19 protein-coding genes are annotated in these 15,607 nt (G+C 43.1%); 3 read left to right on the top strand and 16 right to left on the bottom strand.

Translation table 11 applies throughout. From position 1 onward, the window contains the following. Positions 1-96 precede the first annotated feature (96 nt). The 13 genes from era to BEP19_RS07520 all read right to left on the bottom strand — a co-directional run bounded on the left by era (position 97) and on the right by BEP19_RS07520 (position 10,991). Positions 97-1,002: a GTPase Era gene (gene era, locus BEP19_RS07580; protein WP_120189246.1), complete on the bottom strand. Its 906-nt coding sequence runs from the start codon at positions 1,000-1,002 to the stop codon at positions 97-99. After that, positions 999-1,394: a cytidine deaminase gene (locus tag BEP19_RS07575; RefSeq protein ID WP_120189245.1), complete on the bottom strand. Its 396-nt coding sequence runs from the start codon at positions 1,392-1,394 to the stop codon at positions 999-1,001. The genes era and BEP19_RS07575 overlap by 4 nt, the downstream gene beginning before the upstream one ends. A gap of 19 nt (positions 1,395-1,413) precedes the next feature. Next, on the bottom strand, positions 1,414-1,791 hold the full coding sequence (locus BEP19_RS07570) for a diacylglycerol kinase (RefSeq protein WP_120189244.1): 378 nt from the start codon (positions 1,789-1,791) through the stop codon (positions 1,414-1,416). A 13-nt stretch (positions 1,792-1,804) separates the two neighbouring features. Further along, entirely contained in the window at positions 1,805-2,236 is a 432-nt protein-coding gene (ybeY, locus tag BEP19_RS07565; RefSeq protein ID WP_120189243.1) for an rRNA maturation RNase YbeY, read from the bottom strand. Further along, positions 2,233-4,362, bottom strand: coding sequence for an HD family phosphohydrolase (locus BEP19_RS07560; protein ID WP_120189242.1), 2,130 nt, complete (start codon positions 4,360-4,362; stop codon positions 2,233-2,235). The genes ybeY and BEP19_RS07560 overlap by 4 nt, the downstream gene beginning before the upstream one ends. A gap of 30 nt (positions 4,363-4,392) precedes the next feature. After that, positions 4,393-5,388, bottom strand: a complete 996-nt coding sequence (locus BEP19_RS07555) for a PhoH family protein (RefSeq protein WP_120189241.1) — start codon at positions 5,386-5,388, stop codon at positions 4,393-4,395. A gap of 4 nt (positions 5,389-5,392) precedes the next feature. Then, positions 5,393-6,583 carry a sporulation protein YqfD gene (yqfD, locus tag BEP19_RS07550; RefSeq protein WP_120189240.1) on the bottom strand — a complete coding sequence of 397 codons (1,191 nt, stop codon included), beginning with the start codon at positions 6,581-6,583 and terminating at the stop codon, positions 5,393-5,395. Between the two features lie 15 nt (positions 6,584-6,598). After that, the gene (gene yqfC / locus BEP19_RS07545; protein ID WP_120189239.1) at positions 6,599-6,880 is read right to left on the bottom strand and encodes a sporulation protein YqfC; all 282 of its coding nucleotides are present in this window, start codon (positions 6,878-6,880) and stop codon (positions 6,599-6,601) included. A gap of 125 nt (positions 6,881-7,005) precedes the next feature. After that, positions 7,006-7,458, bottom strand: a complete 453-nt coding sequence (locus tag BEP19_RS07540; protein WP_120189238.1) for a hypothetical protein — start codon at positions 7,456-7,458, stop codon at positions 7,006-7,008. 15 nt (positions 7,459-7,473) lie between these two features. Continuing rightward, positions 7,474-8,481 carry a flotillin-like protein FloA gene (gene floA / locus BEP19_RS07535; protein WP_425452739.1) on the bottom strand — a complete coding sequence of 336 codons (1,008 nt, stop codon included), beginning with the start codon at positions 8,479-8,481 and terminating at the stop codon, positions 7,474-7,476. A 10-nt stretch (positions 8,482-8,491) separates the two neighbouring features. Beyond that, positions 8,492-9,814: an NfeD family protein gene (locus BEP19_RS07530; RefSeq protein ID WP_120189236.1), complete on the bottom strand. Its 1,323-nt coding sequence runs from the start codon at positions 9,812-9,814 to the stop codon at positions 8,492-8,494. Positions 9,815-10,388: 574 nt separating this feature from the next. Continuing rightward, positions 10,389-10,562: a 30S ribosomal protein S21 gene (rpsU, locus tag BEP19_RS07525; protein ID WP_120189235.1), complete on the bottom strand. Its 174-nt coding sequence runs from the start codon at positions 10,560-10,562 to the stop codon at positions 10,389-10,391. Between the two features lie 105 nt (positions 10,563-10,667). Continuing rightward, the gene (locus BEP19_RS07520) at positions 10,668-10,991 is read right to left on the bottom strand and encodes a histidine triad nucleotide-binding protein (RefSeq protein WP_120189234.1); all 324 of its coding nucleotides are present in this window, start codon (positions 10,989-10,991) and stop codon (positions 10,668-10,670) included. 180 nt (positions 10,992-11,171) lie between these two features. Between BEP19_RS07520 and BEP19_RS07515 the strand changes: the two genes are divergently transcribed. After that, positions 11,172-12,545, top strand: coding sequence for a UDP-N-acetylmuramoyl-tripeptide--D-alanyl-D-alanine ligase (locus BEP19_RS07515; RefSeq protein ID WP_120189233.1), 1,374 nt, complete (start codon positions 11,172-11,174; stop codon positions 12,543-12,545). Between the two features lie 68 nt (positions 12,546-12,613). Here the strand turns inward: BEP19_RS07515 and BEP19_RS07510 are convergent, their stop codons facing one another. Together BEP19_RS07510 and BEP19_RS07505 are read right to left on the bottom strand one after the other, a co-directional pair. Continuing rightward, entirely contained in the window at positions 12,614-13,684 is a 1,071-nt protein-coding gene (locus BEP19_RS07510; protein ID WP_120189232.1) for a D-alanine--D-alanine ligase, read from the bottom strand. Positions 13,685-13,779: 95 nt separating this feature from the next. Beyond that, the gene (locus BEP19_RS07505; RefSeq protein WP_120189231.1) at positions 13,780-14,571 is read right to left on the bottom strand and encodes a sulfite exporter TauE/SafE family protein; all 792 of its coding nucleotides are present in this window, start codon (positions 14,569-14,571) and stop codon (positions 13,780-13,782) included. 177 nt (positions 14,572-14,748) lie between these two features. On the opposite strand from BEP19_RS07505, the gene BEP19_RS07500 reads away from it, so the two are divergent. After that, the gene (locus BEP19_RS07500) at positions 14,749-15,108 is read left to right on the top strand and encodes a LysM peptidoglycan-binding domain-containing protein (protein ID WP_170145305.1); all 360 of its coding nucleotides are present in this window, start codon (positions 14,749-14,751) and stop codon (positions 15,106-15,108) included. A 64-nt stretch (positions 15,109-15,172) separates the two neighbouring features. Further along, entirely contained in the window at positions 15,173-15,370 is a 198-nt protein-coding gene (locus BEP19_RS07495; RefSeq protein WP_120189229.1) for a DUF378 domain-containing protein, read from the top strand. Positions 15,371-15,414: 44 nt separating this feature from the next. Here the strand turns inward: BEP19_RS07495 and BEP19_RS17615 are convergent, their stop codons facing one another. Next, positions 15,415-15,561, bottom strand: coding sequence for a hypothetical protein (locus BEP19_RS17615; protein WP_170145304.1), 147 nt, complete (start codon positions 15,559-15,561; stop codon positions 15,415-15,417). Positions 15,562-15,607: the final 46 nt, after the last annotated feature.

Here is a 15,607-nt window from a genome sequence, read left to right as displayed (position 1 = left end):
AATAACCTACCTAGGATTAATGTAGCTAGGTTACCCTATTAAGATTAGATTGGCCCTATTTTCAAATCGTATCCCTAGGAATAATTCCCATCCGCCTCACAACTCTTCTTGAAACCCAAAGTCTCTAAGCGATCGATCCTGATTGCGCCAATCCCTTTTCACCTTGACCCTTAACTCCAAATAAATTCGCGTTCCTAATAGCCGTTCTATATCTTGACGAGCGCGTTTGCCGATCTCTTTCAACATCGATGCTTGCTTTCCAACAAGGATCCCTTTTTGAGATTCTCGTTCCGCGTAAATACCCGCGTAGATATAGACAGCGTTACTGTCCTCTCTTGTTTCCAAGTGTTCAATCGCAACCGCGACAGAATGAGGAACCTCCTCCCTCGTTAGATGGAGGACCTTCTCCCGAATCAGCTCTTCCATAATAAAACGCTCTGGATGATCGGTTACTTGATCCGAAGGGTAATACTGCGGGCCTTCTGGTAAAAGCGCAAACATTTCATTAACGAGCGTATTCACGTTATTCCCTTGAATTGCGGAAACAGGGATAATTTCTTTGAACTCATATAAACTTTTGTATTCATCGATAAATGGCAGCAGTTGCTCGGGATGCACTTTATCAATCTTATTAATGATTAAAAAAACGGGCGTATCTACTTTAGACAGTTTTTCAACTATAAAACGATCCCCAGGACCTAACTTTTCGGAAGCATCTACCAAGAATAAAATAAGATCGACTTCTTGTAAGCTATGCTCCACAATTTGGTTCATATATTCGCCTAATTTTGATTGCGGACGGTGCACGCCAGGTGTGTCAATAAACACAATCTGGCCCCGCCCCTCCGTATAAACAGCTCTAATTTTATTCCGTGTCGTCTGCGGTTTATCTGACATAATTGAAATTTTTTGACCGATAACTTCGTTCATTAACGTTGATTTACCGACATTCGGTCGCCCAATAATGGAGACGAAACCCGATTTGTATCCTTTTTTATTCATTTTAAATCCTCCTGATTGAAAGCGCTCGGCAGCAATTGCTCAACCGTCGCGCTCCGTATATCCCCTTTGAGATTTCCCAACACTACTTTCATCGTCGGCGGACACAACTCCACCATCACTTGTCTGCAAGCCCCGCATGGAGATACGGGACTATCCGTATCTGCGATAACAGCCATCTTAACAAATGATTTTTTCCCTTCTGAATATGCTTTAAACAAGGCGGTCCGTTCGGCGCAATTGCAAAGACTGTATGCTGCGTTTTCAATATTGCACCCTACGATCACTCCACCTTGATTCGTCAAGATAGCTGCCCCAACTTGAAATTTAGAATAAGGAACATAGGCCTGCTTCATGGCTTGTCGAGCGTAATCGAGTAGTTTTTGATCGTCCATGTGGTTCCTCCTTCTACTTTTAAATCAAGTTTCTTAATACATTCATTAAAGGTTCAAAAAAGACATAGAAACCAACAACGACGGCCCAAGCCGCTCCTAATAAGACCGCTCCAGCCGCTACATCTTTGGCCACTTTAGCTAACGGATGAAACTCTACAGTGATCAAATCAACTGTCGCTTCAATCGCTGTATTGACAAGTTCGAGAATCATGACAAAAAGAATAGAAAAAAAGACCAGTAAAACATGCTTCCATGGAATCTCTAAACTCCAACTGAGCAGGAGCGCAAGGAACGCTACCCCTACGTGAATCTGCATGTTTCGCTGTGTCTTTATTGTATAGATGATTCCCTCTATAGCATGCCCAAAACTGCGCAGGAGGCGTTTCAACTCGCCCATTTGATTCACACCCTTAACGAATTAACCGAGCTTTTTGTAAAATTTCTTCTTGACGGGCGAACATAACCTGCTCCTCTTGCTCTGTTTCATGATCATATCCTAACAGATGAAGAAATCCATGCACAGCCAAAAATCCAATCTCTCGCTCAAAAGAGTGCTGATAAGCCTGCGCTTGTTCCTTTGCTTTCTTTACAGAAATAATAATATCTCCAAGCGCATCATCTTCCTCTAAAGGAAAAGACAAAACATCTGTAGGTTGATCAATCTGACGAAATTGTTGGTTAATCTGTTGAATATGGTCATTACCAACAAATGTAATCGCAACCTCTTGATCCGCGACTCCTTCTATTTCTGCAGCTTGATTTAACAGCTTGACCAATAGATCTTGTAACTTATCCGTAATTTCTTCTTCTTGTTCATTTAGAATCTCAATACGCAAGCTCACGCATGTTTCACCTCAGCTTCAGCAGGATATTCAATTCGGGTATGGAAGATCCCTTTCAACGTTTCGCAAATGCTTTGGGTGATTTGCTCCAATTCCAGAAATGTAAGGTCGCACTCGCTTAATTGACGATCATCTAACCGATCCTTGACGATCTTTCGAACTAAATTTTCGATCTGTTCAGGTGATGGTTTTGCTAAAGAGCGGACGGCCGCTTCTACGCTATCGCAAATCCCAACGATTGCCGCTTCCTTAAATTGCGGTTTCGGTCCTGGATAACGAAATTCTTCTTCCGAAATAGGGCGCGTCGCCTCTTGTGTAGCCTTATGATAAAAGAAACGAAGCAAGCTTGTCCCATGATGTTGCGCAGCGATATCTTGAATCGGTTTTGGGAGGTTATATTCTTGCAATAACTTCACACCATCTTCCGTATGACTCAATATAATGGTTCGACTCAGCGTTGGCGCTTGCTTGTCATGGGGATTTTCTCCGCCCATTTGATTTTCAATGAAAAATTGTGGTCTTTTCATTTTCCCAACATCATGATAATAAGCCCCGACTCGAGCCAGTAAACCATTAGCTCCGATCGCCTCAGCGGCTGCTTCCGAAAGATTAGCAACCATGATGCTATGGTGATACGTGCCGGGCGTCTCCATCAACAGCCTACGCAGCAAAGGCTGGTTTGGACTCGACAATTCGATTAATTTCATGGAAGATAAAATGCCAAAAGATGATTCCAAAAATGGAACAAAACCGATTGTCAAAATAGAGGCCAGTAACCCGCTCGTGATCGCAAATCCATACAACTGAAATAATTCAGCCCACTTCACCGAATAAAACAACATATAAATTGAAGTAACTGAAATTATATTTGTAAATACAACGAACAATCCCGCTAACAAAATATTTCTTCTCTTTGTTCGATTATGAAGGCAATATGCGCCTGTTACGCAAGCAGCTAAGGCGACAAAACCGTATCCATAATTAAACAAATACTCACTAGAAGAATTAAACATCAGACTGGCGCAAATAGAGAACAGTCCACCCGCAAACAACGCGAGATGATAATCAATAAATAATACAATCAGCATACTGCCGAACGCAACAGGAGCCAAAAATCCAATGAAAGAATATTCTAAGTCCTTACCCAAGCTGACTGTTTTTAAAACGACCAAATTAAGTAAAATGATGACAATAAACATAAGCAGTTGCGTATTGTTCACGCGGATCTCAAGGGCGCCTTTAGAGATGTAAAGGTGAAAGAAAACAACGGCTAACGAAACAAATAAAGCAAGTCCAATATAAGGATAATAATTTGGATTGTGGGTTAATAGCCCCGCAACGCCAAGTTTTCTATAAATTTCATCTGTAATATATTCGCCTTCGCCAACAAGAATTTCGCCCTTGTGGATAATAACGGGTTTTACAGAACGAGCGACTCGGTCCTTCGCTTGCTCAGTCGCCTGTTCATCAAACACAATATTTGGCACTACAGTTGCAAGCGCAACCTCTCGAATCGCTTGAACCATCCGGCTTTCAAGTTCGCTCGTCGTCAACTGTTCAGTCACTCGATCCTTTACCTTTACTTCTTCACCTGATCTAAAGCCCTCCAACATAATCGACGAAACAATATTTCTGGAAATCGCCTTCATCGTCGCTAACGATTCGGGTGTTTGCTTTAACAACGTTTGGTACGTTTCGTCTGAAAAATTATAAGGAACAAGCTCTTTTAATTTCTCCTTATCCTGCTGTTGTTCACTTGAGTTTGTTAGCGCAGACTCTTCTTCCCGCTTTAATTTCACATCTGTCACATCACGGAAAATTTGATCCAGCACTTTCAACTGATTAGCAATGATCCGTTCATCCATCGTATAAATCGGACTAACCGCTTTGATGGCATCACCTTGAAGTTTTTTGGTCGATTCTGTGTCTTCAACTTCCATTGGAGCCGTTACTAACACATCACTAATCATATTTCTTTGTAAATCGTACGTCTTAGGGATAACATGTTCCAGTAATAAAAAATAAATAGCAATCGCTAATAAAACAAACAACAGGGCTCGCATCGCCCTACTCGTTTTCCAATTATTAGGTATGCGCTGAACGGATTGGAGCAATCTTTTCTTCATCGCCTGCAACTCCTTCTAGATAGGGAATCGTTACGATTTCCTGATCGGCTCCTCTTCTCGCCTTTCCTCTTCATGTTTCGCATAGGCTTGTATCACCCGATGCACAAGTGGATGCCTGACGACATCTGCTTCACTCATATGCATCATATAAATGCCTTCCACTCCATTTAAAATGCGTTCCGCTTCTTTTAACCCTGAACGCTTCCCGCGCGGAAGGTCAATTTGAGTCACATCACCAGTAATGACCATCTTTGACCCAAAGCCAAGACGCGTCAAAAACATCTTCATTTGTTCTGGCGTCGTATTTTGCGCTTCATCGAGAATCACAAAAGAGTCCTCTAACGTTCTTCCACGCATATAAGCGAGCGGCGCGATTTCAATGATTCCTCTTTCCATCATCCTGCCAACGGTCTCTAAGCCTAAAACATCATGTAAAGCATCATAAAGCGGGCGAAGGTAAGGATCAACTTTTTCCTGCAGGTCACCGGGCAAAAAGCCCAAATTTTCCCCGGCTTCAACTGCCGGTCGCGTTAGCGCTACTTTTTTCACAAAACCATTTTTTAAGGCGGACACCGCCAAGACGACAGCTAAATATGTTTTTCCTGTTCCAGCAGGTCCAATTCCAAATACGATGTCATTCTTTTTAATAGCCGTTATATATTGTCTCTGGCCGATCGTCTTTGCCCGAATCGGTTTCCCCTTCGCTGTAATCGCAATTTGCTCATCAAATAATTCTACAAATTCGACAACCATTCCTTTTTTAGCTAGATCCATTGCGTAATGAATATCCCGCAACGTTAATTGGATTCCTCTTTCAACGAGCGCGATCAATGCGTTGAGCAGTTCTTTAACGACTTTTACATCTGGCTCGGGTCCAAATAACGTGATCTCCTCACCGCGAGATGTTAGCCTAATAGGGAATGATTGTTCGATTAACTTTAAAAAACTATCCTGGGGACCGAACAAGGCAATCCCCGTTTTTGTATCTTTTAATTGAACTTTAGTGGATTCCTCTTTCAATGCCAATATCTCATTCTCCTTCTAGAAAAATTGGTTGTTCGACTGCAATATCCTCTATCGCAACGACATGGAACTTAATATAAACTTTATCATTCTCTTCTCGTTGAAGCAAAACTTTTTCCTCTTTAATATAACCGCCTTGCTTCATTTTAGATATGACATCTTGCTTCGCCGCTTCTTTCGCTAATTGCAACGCTTCATCCACAGTTACTTTAGATTCCGTATGCTCGACCGCCAGCAACTGTTCTGTTTGCCAGCCGACCTTTAATTTGGATTCTTTCCATTGCCAAACACGCGGGTTTTCTTTCACTTCATACTGCGCAAAAGGGACCTCTTTGAATCCCCATAATTTTAGCTTCATATCTCCCGCCATGAAATAGAAATTCCGATGATTTTCACCTGTATAAGCAGCATGCTTTCGACGGATGGGAATGACAACGTCTGTTTCATACCACACTTCTCCTTCAATCTTCCCTTGAGCCATCACAGCAACCGGTTCCTCTTCTTTCCCAATCAACCCCGAAACTAGAATATCCCCTTTGCGCACAAAGTCATCCTCGCTTACGAGCGGTTTTCCTCGTTCAGCAAATATATTGGAAACAACCGCCGATTTGCTTGCCACCAAATGCCTGGCATACACATCTTCTTTCACTTCAGGCATCACTTTTTCCACAATTCGAATTTTCGCTTTCGTGCCGTCCATTTTAAAGCCAATCCAGGAAGCTTCGGGTATGCGAGACATCAATTGCGCTTGAATTTGATTAGGGTCGTCCAACAAAAAGCTAAACTTTCCTTGTTCAACCCCCAACTTTTTAGCCTCGGTAAGCACTTCCACATGATTAATGTTTTCAGCGCCTTCTATTTCGATCGACCAAATAACATTAGACAATAAAAACAGCATGACTAAAAAACCAACAAAACCGATAAAAAAAGCGTACCGCTTTTTGGCTTTTCGAAAATAAAATGGGAGCCCATGTTTACTAATGATCCTCGCCCGACAGCCCGTCTCTTTTAAAAGAGGCCGGAGTTGATAATAGTCGGCCAATCGAATGGCAATCCTGCCCCTCTGATTATCAAATCTTGAGATATTCCAAACTTGCATTCGACGTTGCGTAGATAGATTGATTAGCCTTTCGATTCGCTTCCCCTTTAAGATCACAATCAAATACCCTTGGAACCACTTTAGCCACTGATGCTGCATGCTCTACTACTCCCCCTACTCTATAAATTGGACGCCGTCTACCTTCCCCTCAATCAGCACTTCTTCAGATAGGATCGCGCGAATGACTAGCCTTTCCCCTTTGACTAATAGTTGACCTTTTGTCAAAAGCAAGCGGAGCTCCTTATCATTGAACACGAGAACTCCACGATGATTTTCTATGTACATATGGATTTGCCCAATCATTGTGATCCGAGGCATTTCCATCGTGACATCTGCTGGTAAATCCAACATTTTAGCTGCAAACTTTCTTATGTGTTTGCCCCACAAGCTTTTCATTGGGCCTCAGCGCTCCCTTCCAATGTCCATAACCCTCTATCTCTAATCATTTTTCTACTGTAAGTTATATGCTTCCGCGGATTCGTTTATGAAGTAAAAAAGAAAAGCGAGTCTATCGACTCGCTTCATGATCTTCTAAATGGTCTATGCGGTTGTTTTGAGCGTGGCGGTCCAAATACTTGACTCCAGATCATCCCTTGCGCTGGTTCGGCCAAGGGTACCGAACCTTGCTCTTCTGATTGGCTTCGCGCCGATTTTCCAGTAGCGACGGGATGAGCCCGATCTTGCGGCGCGCCCTTTGTTTCTCGAGCCGAAGGCGCTGCTGTTCTGTTTGTTTTTTGGGGAACAACCGTCGATCGCGTCATTGGCTCGGCTGGAACAGCATAACGCGGTTCTTCAATATCCACTTCCCAGACGGATGGGTCATTATTCGGGAACATCGGTGTTTCCTTAGGCATTCTTTCCGCGGCTTCACCCGTTTTTTTGCCAGCCTTGGAAATCGAAGTAAAAACCCAATATAAGATTAGAATCAGCCACAAATTTGAGAATATCAAATCTAGTATCCATCCAAATATCATAATAAGGGGGCCTCCCTATTTATTTTCAGGCCCACGATCTTTAGGCGTATCGGCCTGTTTACCAAACGATTGGCGCATCTCCGTGTCTGACTCTAAGTTTTTCATATTTAAATAATCCATTACGCCCATATTTCCTCCGCGTAACGCTTCAGACATCGCTAAAGGAACTTCAGCCTCAGCTTCAACCACTTTTGCATGCATTTCTTGCACTTTTGCTTTCATCTCTTGCTCATGGGCAACAGCCATTGCTCGTCGCTCTTCCGCGCGCGCTTGCGAAATCTGTTTATCCGCTTCAGCCTGTTCAATCTGTAAATTTGCGCCGATATTTCGACCAACATCAACGTCGGCAATATCGATTGATAAAATCTCAAAAGCCGTTCCGGAGTCCAATCCTTTATCTAACACGGTGCGTGAGATCCGATCCGGATTCTCTAGCACTTGCTTATGAGTATCCGATGAACCAACAGAAGTAACGATCCCTTCCCCAACACGGGCAATGATTGTCTCCTCGCCGGCTCCTCCAACAAGGCGTTCAATATTGGCTCTAACCGTCACTCGAGCTTTAACTTTCAATTCAATCCCGTCTCGCGCTACTGCCGAAACGAACGGTGTTTCTATGACACTCGGATTAACACTCATCTGAACGGCCTCAAGCACATCTCGCCCCGCCAAATCAATCGCGGCAGCGCGCTCAAATTTAAGATCAATATTTGCCCGTTCCGCGGCAATCAAGGCATCGACCACACGATCCACATTACCGCCAGCCAAATAGTGACTCTCTAATTGATTTGCGTTTACGTCAAGACCTGCTTTATGAGCCTTGATTAGAGGATTAACAATCCTCGAAGGGACAACCCGACGCAATCTCATTCCAACAAGTGTAAAGATACCGATCGATACACCTGAAGCAAGAGCGGAAATCCACAACATGACTGGCACAAAGGTGAAAAACACAGACAAGACGATCGCCCCTAAAGCAATCAGTAAAAACAATGAAATTAAAGCTGGATCCAAACCATTCATCTCCTTTTATTTAATCTACTTGCCTTACAACAACACGGGTTCCTTCCACTTTTAAAACGCGGACGCGTTTTCCCCGTTCGATGTAACCGCCTTCTGAAACGACGTCAATCAGTTGTTCATTAATTTCAGCTGTGCCTGAAGGACGAAGTGTCGTGATTGCTTCCCCTTCCGCTCCAACTAAATTGGACCAATCGTGATGCGAAACATAACCTTCTTCATTTTTCTGTTGATCTTTTAAAATGAATTTATTCCACACCCCGCGATGACCAAAAAATTTGATGAGCAAGAAACCGACAACAACTGCAACGATACAAGCAATTCCGAGCGATACGAAACCGAGCGTTGTATCATACGCGGCCATCACAACGCCAGATATGACAGCGATGATTCCTAAAATACCGAGAACCCCGAAACTAGGAACGAACATTTCAATCACTAACAAGAGCAATCCAAATACAAACAAAATAATGTGCAGTAAATCCGCGTAACCCGCGATATAATGCCCGAAGAAATAAAGCGTAAGCGATGTTGCGCCTAAAATACCTGGCACCCCAAACCCTGGGGTCAATATTTCAATGACGATCCCAACAATCCCAATTGTTAACAACAAAGGAATAATGAACGGATTCGTTACGAAACGAGCCACTTTTTCACCTGCTGTAGGTTCAACGGAAAAAACTTTTGCTTGACCGTAACCAACGAGCTCGATCGCTTCCGCAACCGTCTTTGCCGTTCCTTCAGAATATCCCACTTGCTCCGCTTGCGCGGCATCTAAAGCGAGGATCTCACCTCTCTTTGTTAAACCAGGGATGACGATTTGTGGGTTAACCATAGCCTCTGCTACAACGGGATCACGGTTGTTGATCTGAGCGGCGCTTGTCATTTTCTTACTCCAGGCAGCCAGTAGTTTTTCCCCAGCCATATTACCGGCCAAATCAATCGGGGCAGCGGCGCCAATTGCGCTGCCAGGGGACATAATAATCTTATCACTATTCAAAGCAATATACGTTCCCGCTGAAAAAGCCTCATTTACGACATAGGCTACAACTGGGGTCTGTTGACTACGAATCAACCCTCCAATGTCACTAGCTGCTCCAACCTCTCCCCCTGGCGTGTCAATCTCTAAAACAATCAGGTCTGCCCCATGTTCCTTTGCCTCAACAAAGGCGCGTTCTAAAAAAGCGCGTAAGCCTTGCTCAACACTTTGTTTAACTGGAATCTTGTATACAACTTGTGTCGTCTGCGCATGACCGATTCCCAACTGCAGTATAACAAACCCAAGGATAAAAACGCTAATTACAATCGACCCAAGTCGAGAATAACGTTGTCTCATCTCATTCTTTACCTCCTTTCAAGCGACGATACCCACCTCTATCCCCTACTCTATTCGAGCAGTCTCACCATTATATACGAAACAGACAAAACATAGTTACAGTGTAACTGAAAACAAAAACACCTTATACCTAGGAGGTATAAGGTGTTTGCTTATGTTCTAAGGAAGCTATTCCTGAACAAACTTGATAACTTAGGTTCCGTCTGTTTTGCAATGACCTTCCTCGCGTGTTTACTGCTGGCGTCTGTTACAAAACTTTCATACTGCTTTATTAAACGTCCAGCCGCAACATTGCGCTAGACAATCAGGGCAAGTTCAGCACGGCTTGTTCGATCAGATCTCCCGATCTGTTTGTTAAAAACAAAAGGGACTTTTCGGATCCGCGATTCAACTCGCGAAGCATTAAAGCAAGCTCACGGTTTTCAGGTAGCTCTTAACCTTGGTTGACTTCCTCATTAAAATAACGGGAGATTCACCATGCGGATGACGGAGAGTACGAGCATTCCTTATCCCTCATTGCTTACTTCACTGATCGTTTTATGTTTAATCGCTAGATACACGATGTCCATTCCCTCTAAAACTTGCGTTTACGCGCTGCCTCAGACTTCTTCTTACGCTTAATGCTTGGCTTCTCATAGTGTCTGCGCTTTCTAACCTCGGCCAAAATACCAGCTTTACCAGTCTCACGCTTAAAACGACGAAGAGCGGCATCAAGAGATTCGTTCTTACGTACGCGAATTTCAGACATTGCTATCCCTCCCTCCGCATTAGCCATTGAAAGACAATCCTTTCACAAGACTGTCAGACTTGATTATATAATAGATAACCCGCTTGGGTCAACACTTTCCAATTGTTATTCCTTCCAACCCCACAGGTGATAGTGTAGATGAAAGACTTCTTGTCCACCTTCTTTATTACAATTATTGATCAATCTCATTCCCTTAAGCTCTTGTTTATGGTACATCTCTTGCGCCACTTCATGGATTTTCGACATTAATGGAAGATCTTCCGCTTTCACATCCATCATCGTCGCAATATGTTTCTTTGGAATAATTAAAAGGTGCACCGGGGCGCGGGGATTAATATCATGGAAGACAACGACATCATCATCTTCATACTCAATCTTTGCGGGAACTTGTTTATCGACAATTTTGCAAAATAAGCAATTCGAGTCCATATCCAGCTACCTCCATATGTTTCTTCTATTTTTATTACTGTACCGTTTCGTGACGAATGGTGTCAAGCAGAGCAAGGAAAGCGAAGCGGTCACACAAACAATCCTTCATATTTTTGTTGCCCGAGTCGTACAGTTAATGATAGCATTACAGCAAACTAAAGCGGAGGTGGACGGAAAACGATGTTAACCATCCATGAAATTTGCGAAGCGACAGGCGGCCAACTACTTGGAAATCCGATACAAAACGAGGTAAGTTCCTTTCATTTTGATACGCGGCTGCTAACGTCAGGAGCGATGTTCATCGCCTTAACAGGCGGAACGAGAGATGGGCATGAGTTTCTGGACGAGGCGCATCAACAAGGAGCGATTGCCGCGTTAATCTCTAATCTAGAAATTGCTCGTCAAAACAAAGAACTCGCTTACGTTCACGTACAGGATACAGAACAGGCTTTCGCCCAACTTGCCGAATATTATCGAAAAAAACTTACGATTCCCGTTATCGCCGTGACAGGAAGTAATGGAAAAACAACAACCAAAGATATCATTGCCCATGTGCTTGGTTATAAAAAGAAGGTATTCAAAACGTTCAAAAATCTCAACAACCACCTCGGTGTTCCCTTATCCATCTTACAAATCAAGGAAGACGATGAATTAGCTGTATTAGAAATGGGAATGAATCACGCAGGTGAAATTGATTTCCTCGCTTCAATCGCAAAGCCGAACATCAGTGTGATTACGAATGTTACAGATGCCCACATTGAACATCTGGGCAGCAAAGAGAACATTGCCAAAGCAAAGGCTGAACTACTCCTGCGCGCCTCGAAAGATGGATTTGCGATCCTGAATGGAGATAATCCTTATGTCGTCGCAATTCGAGATTTTTATCCGGGAAAAGCTTACTTTTATCGCTTGAACGGAGCTGCCGACATTTTTGCGAGCGAACTGGAAACAAACGATCATGGCACCTCCTTCCTTGTGACTGCGCAAGGAGTATCTTACCCATTCACGATCCCCATGTTCGGCGAACACAATGTTTCCAATACGTTAGCGGCAATCTGGATCGCTTTGCAATTTGATTACAACCTTGAAGAGATCAACGCATCTTTACAAACACTGTCAATTTCGCCGATGCGATTCGAACTTGTCCGCTATATCACCGAAACGACTGTGATTAACGATGCCTATAACGCAAGCCCCACTTCAATGAAAAATTCAATTCGAACCTTTAGCGAGATTCTGCCGAAACAGAAAAAAATTCTTGTATTAGGGGATATGTATGAACTTGGCGCTGACAGCGAGAAATACCATCAAGAGGTAGGTTTATTAATTGATTCGCTCAAAGAGCGGTTTGAGTTGCTCGTTACCGTTGGCAACGAAGCCCAGGCAATCTCAGACGCGCGCGCGCTTAAGTCGCGTCACTTTACAAACAGGTCGGAGGCCGCTCATTTCCTAGCTTCCATTGCGAATCACGATTACGCATTTTTGTTTAAAGCCTCTCGAGGTATGAGACTAGAGGAATTGATTCAGGAAATGACGGACTTGCTCAAAAAATGATCATAGCGGAGACACAAAGGGCTTCTTCACCGAACGAATTCGGCGCAAGAAGCTCTTCTTGCCTTCTCTTATTCAAATTTTTCTGCCACGATGGTATTGCTATTCCGATCACGGTATCGTTCAAAACCAAGTTTAATCAACTCATCAATTAACTGTCGATAGGACACACCCGTTTCTTGAAACAACATCGGGTACATACTAAATGGAGTAAAACCGGGCATCGTATTAATTTCATTGATCAACACGCGATCGTTTTGTTCATCCCAAAAGAAATCAATCCGACTTAGCCCCGATGCATCCAATGCCCTGAACGCTTTTTTAGCCAAACGAGCAACCTCAGCTATCACCCCTTCAGGCAGCTGGGCAGGAATGATCAACTCGGTTCCCGCATTTTTATATTTCGCTTCATAGTCGTAAAATTCATTGCTCGACACAATTTCTCCGACAACAGAAACGCGCAAGGTTTCATTGCCTAACACGCCAATTTCGACCTCTCGCCCCTCGATATTTTCCTCAACAATGATCTTTCGATCAAACTGCGACGCTAAGCGCAGCGCCTCCTCAAGAGATTGACGATCTTTTGCTTTAGAGATCCCAACACTCGAACCCATATTAGCTGGTTTTACAAAGCATGGATAACCAATCTGTTGTTCAATCTCGTTAAGCAGCGTCTGCTTCTCTTCTTGAAGTTGCGTTCTCACGTAAGACAAATAATTGCATTGCGGTAGCCCGACTTCCCCAAACACATTTTTCATCGCTACTTTATCCATACCGAGGGCAGAGCCGAGCACACCTGTCCCGACATAAGGGATGTCAACCATTTCCAACAAACCTTGAATCGTGCCGTCTTCCCCAAACGGACCATGGATGACAGGAAACGCAATATCGATCTGACCTTTCAAGTGAAATACATTAGGCTGTTGCCCAGTGATTGCGGAAAAACGCAATTCATCGACGGATTGAACTTTCTGACTGATTTGTACCCCTTGAGCCCAAACCCCATCTAGACTAATATAAATCGGTATTACTTCATAATTTTCAAAATCTACCGCGTTCATAATCGCAAGCGCGGTATTCAGTGACACCTCATGTTCGCTGGACTTCCCCCCATAAATTATACCGAGCCTTGTTTTCGACATACGGATGTTTCTCCTCTCTCTTTAGCTACTGCAAATGCGCTTATTTCCGATATTTCCTTATTCAACTCAATTTTATCAGGAAATCGAGCGCATTATTACCCAAAGCGTAAAAAATGCTCAAAAAAATCAATCGCCATCTTAAAGCTAGAGATCAAAATAAGAATAGCGAGCATATAACGTAAACGTCTAGTCGGAATTTTTCTGCTTATGAAGGCTCCAAGCGGAGCTCCAATGACGCTGGCAACGACAACCGTCAATGTCGGCCAAAACAGAACATCCCCCGAAACTATTTTTCCAATAGCCCCTCCAATCGAGGACAGAAAAACGATCGCAAGAGAACTTGCAATTGTAACTCTTGTCGGTATTTTAAGGATCGTCAACATGATTGGAATTAAAATAAATGCCCCGCCCGCGCCTACAATACCAGAAAAAATTCCGACCAAAAATGACAGAATGATCGCTAACCATTTAGAGAAAGAAAAAGAAAGTTCTTCCTCATCTAACCCCACTTTAGTTGGAACAAACATGAGGATCGAGGCGGTGATCGCTAGTAGTAAGTACACGAGATTAATTCCTTCACCAGAAAATATATTCGCCCCCACCCCCCCCAGCAGACTTCCAATAAGGCAGGGAATCCCCATCGATAAGACGAGACGCCTAGAACTTAGGGTCGTGTTGCGATAAGAAAGAACACCAGCTAGCGTTGTGAATAAAACTTGTATCATACTAATCCCTGACACCTCATGCGGTGTGAAAGAAGTAAGTCCAATCAAGGGAGGAATGAATAACAGCATCGGAAAGTTAATAATTGCCCCGCCCATTCCGAGCATTCCCGACAGAAAAGATCCTGTTAAACCAATTAAAAACAACACGAACGTCAATAACATTGAGCAACCTCTTTTCCATCCCACCAAACGGTATGGAGATGCTTTATTCATTCACTATAACTGATCTTTGCCGTCGAAGCCAGAATCGCTTTATTGCCGTTTTATACACATTAAAAACAAACAAAGGACAAGTTTTGCTTTGACGCGCATAGGCTGTACTAAAGGAGATGAATGATGATGGCAAGAGCAAGAAATAGCAACAGAAGAGGAAACGAACTTAATCAAGCAGAATGGGGACACTTTTTAAACCTTTTAAAAGTCTTAGCGATTCTCTTCGTTACATTTAGCGTTTTCCACTGGATCATCATTCATCAGGTTCAAAGCAAACCCGCTACTGTCCTTACCAAGTTTATTCCGAAAAAATGGGCAACGGCAAACAATAAAATTTATTCGGTTCAAGAAGGCGACACACTTTGGGATATCGCCTTTAAACAATACCCCGCGCGTAATTCACAGGAAGTCATTCTAGAAATAAAGAAGCTAAATAAACTAACAACCGACTCTATTCGATCTGGACAACCCCTCCGTCTTCCTTAAATTTCTGAAAGACAGGCATGATTTCAGCGCTAAAAGGAGATTCTAAACATAGGAGGTGAATAATATGGATAGATTGGCTCTTATTTTAGTTATTATCGGCGCATTAAACTGGCTTCTTGTTGGGATTTTTCAATGGGATTTAGTTGCTGCGCTATTCGGAGGTGACAGTAGTTGGCTAAGCCGAATCGTTTATACACTGGTAGGTTTAGCTGGGCTTTACTGCATTAGTCTTCTTTTCAGAGAAAAAGCGGTCCAAACATAAAAAGAAGTTGTCCTTAATTGGACAACTTCTTTTTATTAAGTAATTTAATTTCCAAAAATCCAGCTTAAAAAATGGATAATTGGGGGTTTTTTACTTTGAACTTTTGCTTTCCAATGATGAATTTCTGTTAAGGTTTCCTTCTGCTTCCCCATTTTCATCTGGCTTACCTTCAGTTCCTCTTGACTTAACATCCTTTCATCTCCTCATGATTGCTTGGCCAATCCAGCGTATCACAAT

This window comes from Ammoniphilus oxalaticus (genome assembly GCF_003609605.1).
Taxonomy (GTDB): Bacteria; Bacillota; Bacilli; order Aneurinibacillales; family RAOX-1; genus Ammoniphilus; species Ammoniphilus oxalaticus.
The sequence above is the reverse complement of the archived record's forward strand: the minus strand, read 5'-3'. Positions and strand labels throughout refer to the sequence as shown.

Excerpts from the sequence above, each read along its gene's own strand:
- era (WP_120189246.1), bottom strand. The coding sequence starts at position 1,002 with ATGAATAAAAAAGGATACAAATCGGGTTTCGTCTCCATTATTGGGCGA.
- BEP19_RS07575 (WP_120189245.1), bottom strand. The coding sequence starts at position 1,394 with ATGGACGATCAAAAACTACTCGATTACGCTCGACAAGCCATGAAGCAG.
- BEP19_RS07570 (WP_120189244.1), bottom strand. The coding sequence starts at position 1,791 with ATGGGCGAGTTGAAACGCCTCCTGCGCAGTTTTGGGCATGCTATAGAG.
- BEP19_RS07560 (WP_120189242.1), bottom strand. The coding sequence starts at position 4,362 with ATGAAGAAAAGATTGCTCCAATCCGTTCAGCGCATACCTAATAATTGG.
- yqfD (WP_120189240.1), bottom strand. The coding sequence starts at position 6,583 with ATGCAGCATCAGTGGCTAAAGTGGTTCCAAGGGTATTTGATTGTGATC.
- yqfC (WP_120189239.1), bottom strand. The coding sequence starts at position 6,880 with ATGAAAAGCTTGTGGGGCAAACACATAAGAAAGTTTGCAGCTAAAATG.
- BEP19_RS07540 (WP_120189238.1), bottom strand. The coding sequence starts at position 7,458 with ATGATATTTGGATGGATACTAGATTTGATATTCTCAAATTTGTGGCTG.
- floA (WP_425452739.1), bottom strand. The coding sequence starts at position 8,481 with ATGAATGGTTTGGATCCAGCTTTAATTTCATTGTTTTTACTGATTGCT.
- BEP19_RS07530 (WP_120189236.1), bottom strand. The coding sequence starts at position 9,814 with ATGAGACAACGTTATTCTCGACTTGGGTCGATTGTAATTAGCGTTTTT.
- rpsU (WP_120189235.1), bottom strand. The coding sequence starts at position 10,562 with ATGTCTGAAATTCGCGTACGTAAGAACGAATCTCTTGATGCCGCTCTT.
- BEP19_RS07520 (WP_120189234.1), bottom strand. The coding sequence starts at position 10,991 with ATGGACTCGAATTGCTTATTTTGCAAAATTGTCGATAAACAAGTTCCC.
- BEP19_RS07515 (WP_120189233.1), top strand. The coding sequence starts at position 11,172 with ATGTTAACCATCCATGAAATTTGCGAAGCGACAGGCGGCCAACTACTT.
- BEP19_RS07510 (WP_120189232.1), bottom strand. The coding sequence starts at position 13,684 with ATGTCGAAAACAAGGCTCGGTATAATTTATGGGGGGAAGTCCAGCGAA.
- BEP19_RS07505 (WP_120189231.1), bottom strand. The coding sequence starts at position 14,571 with ATGTTATTGACGTTCGTGTTGTTTTTAATTGGTTTAACAGGATCTTTT.
- BEP19_RS07500 (WP_170145305.1), top strand. The coding sequence starts at position 14,749 with ATGGCAAGAGCAAGAAATAGCAACAGAAGAGGAAACGAACTTAATCAA.
- BEP19_RS07495 (WP_120189229.1), top strand. The coding sequence starts at position 15,173 with ATGGATAGATTGGCTCTTATTTTAGTTATTATCGGCGCATTAAACTGG.
- BEP19_RS17615 (WP_170145304.1), bottom strand. The coding sequence starts at position 15,561 with ATGTTAAGTCAAGAGGAACTGAAGGTAAGCCAGATGAAAATGGGGAAG.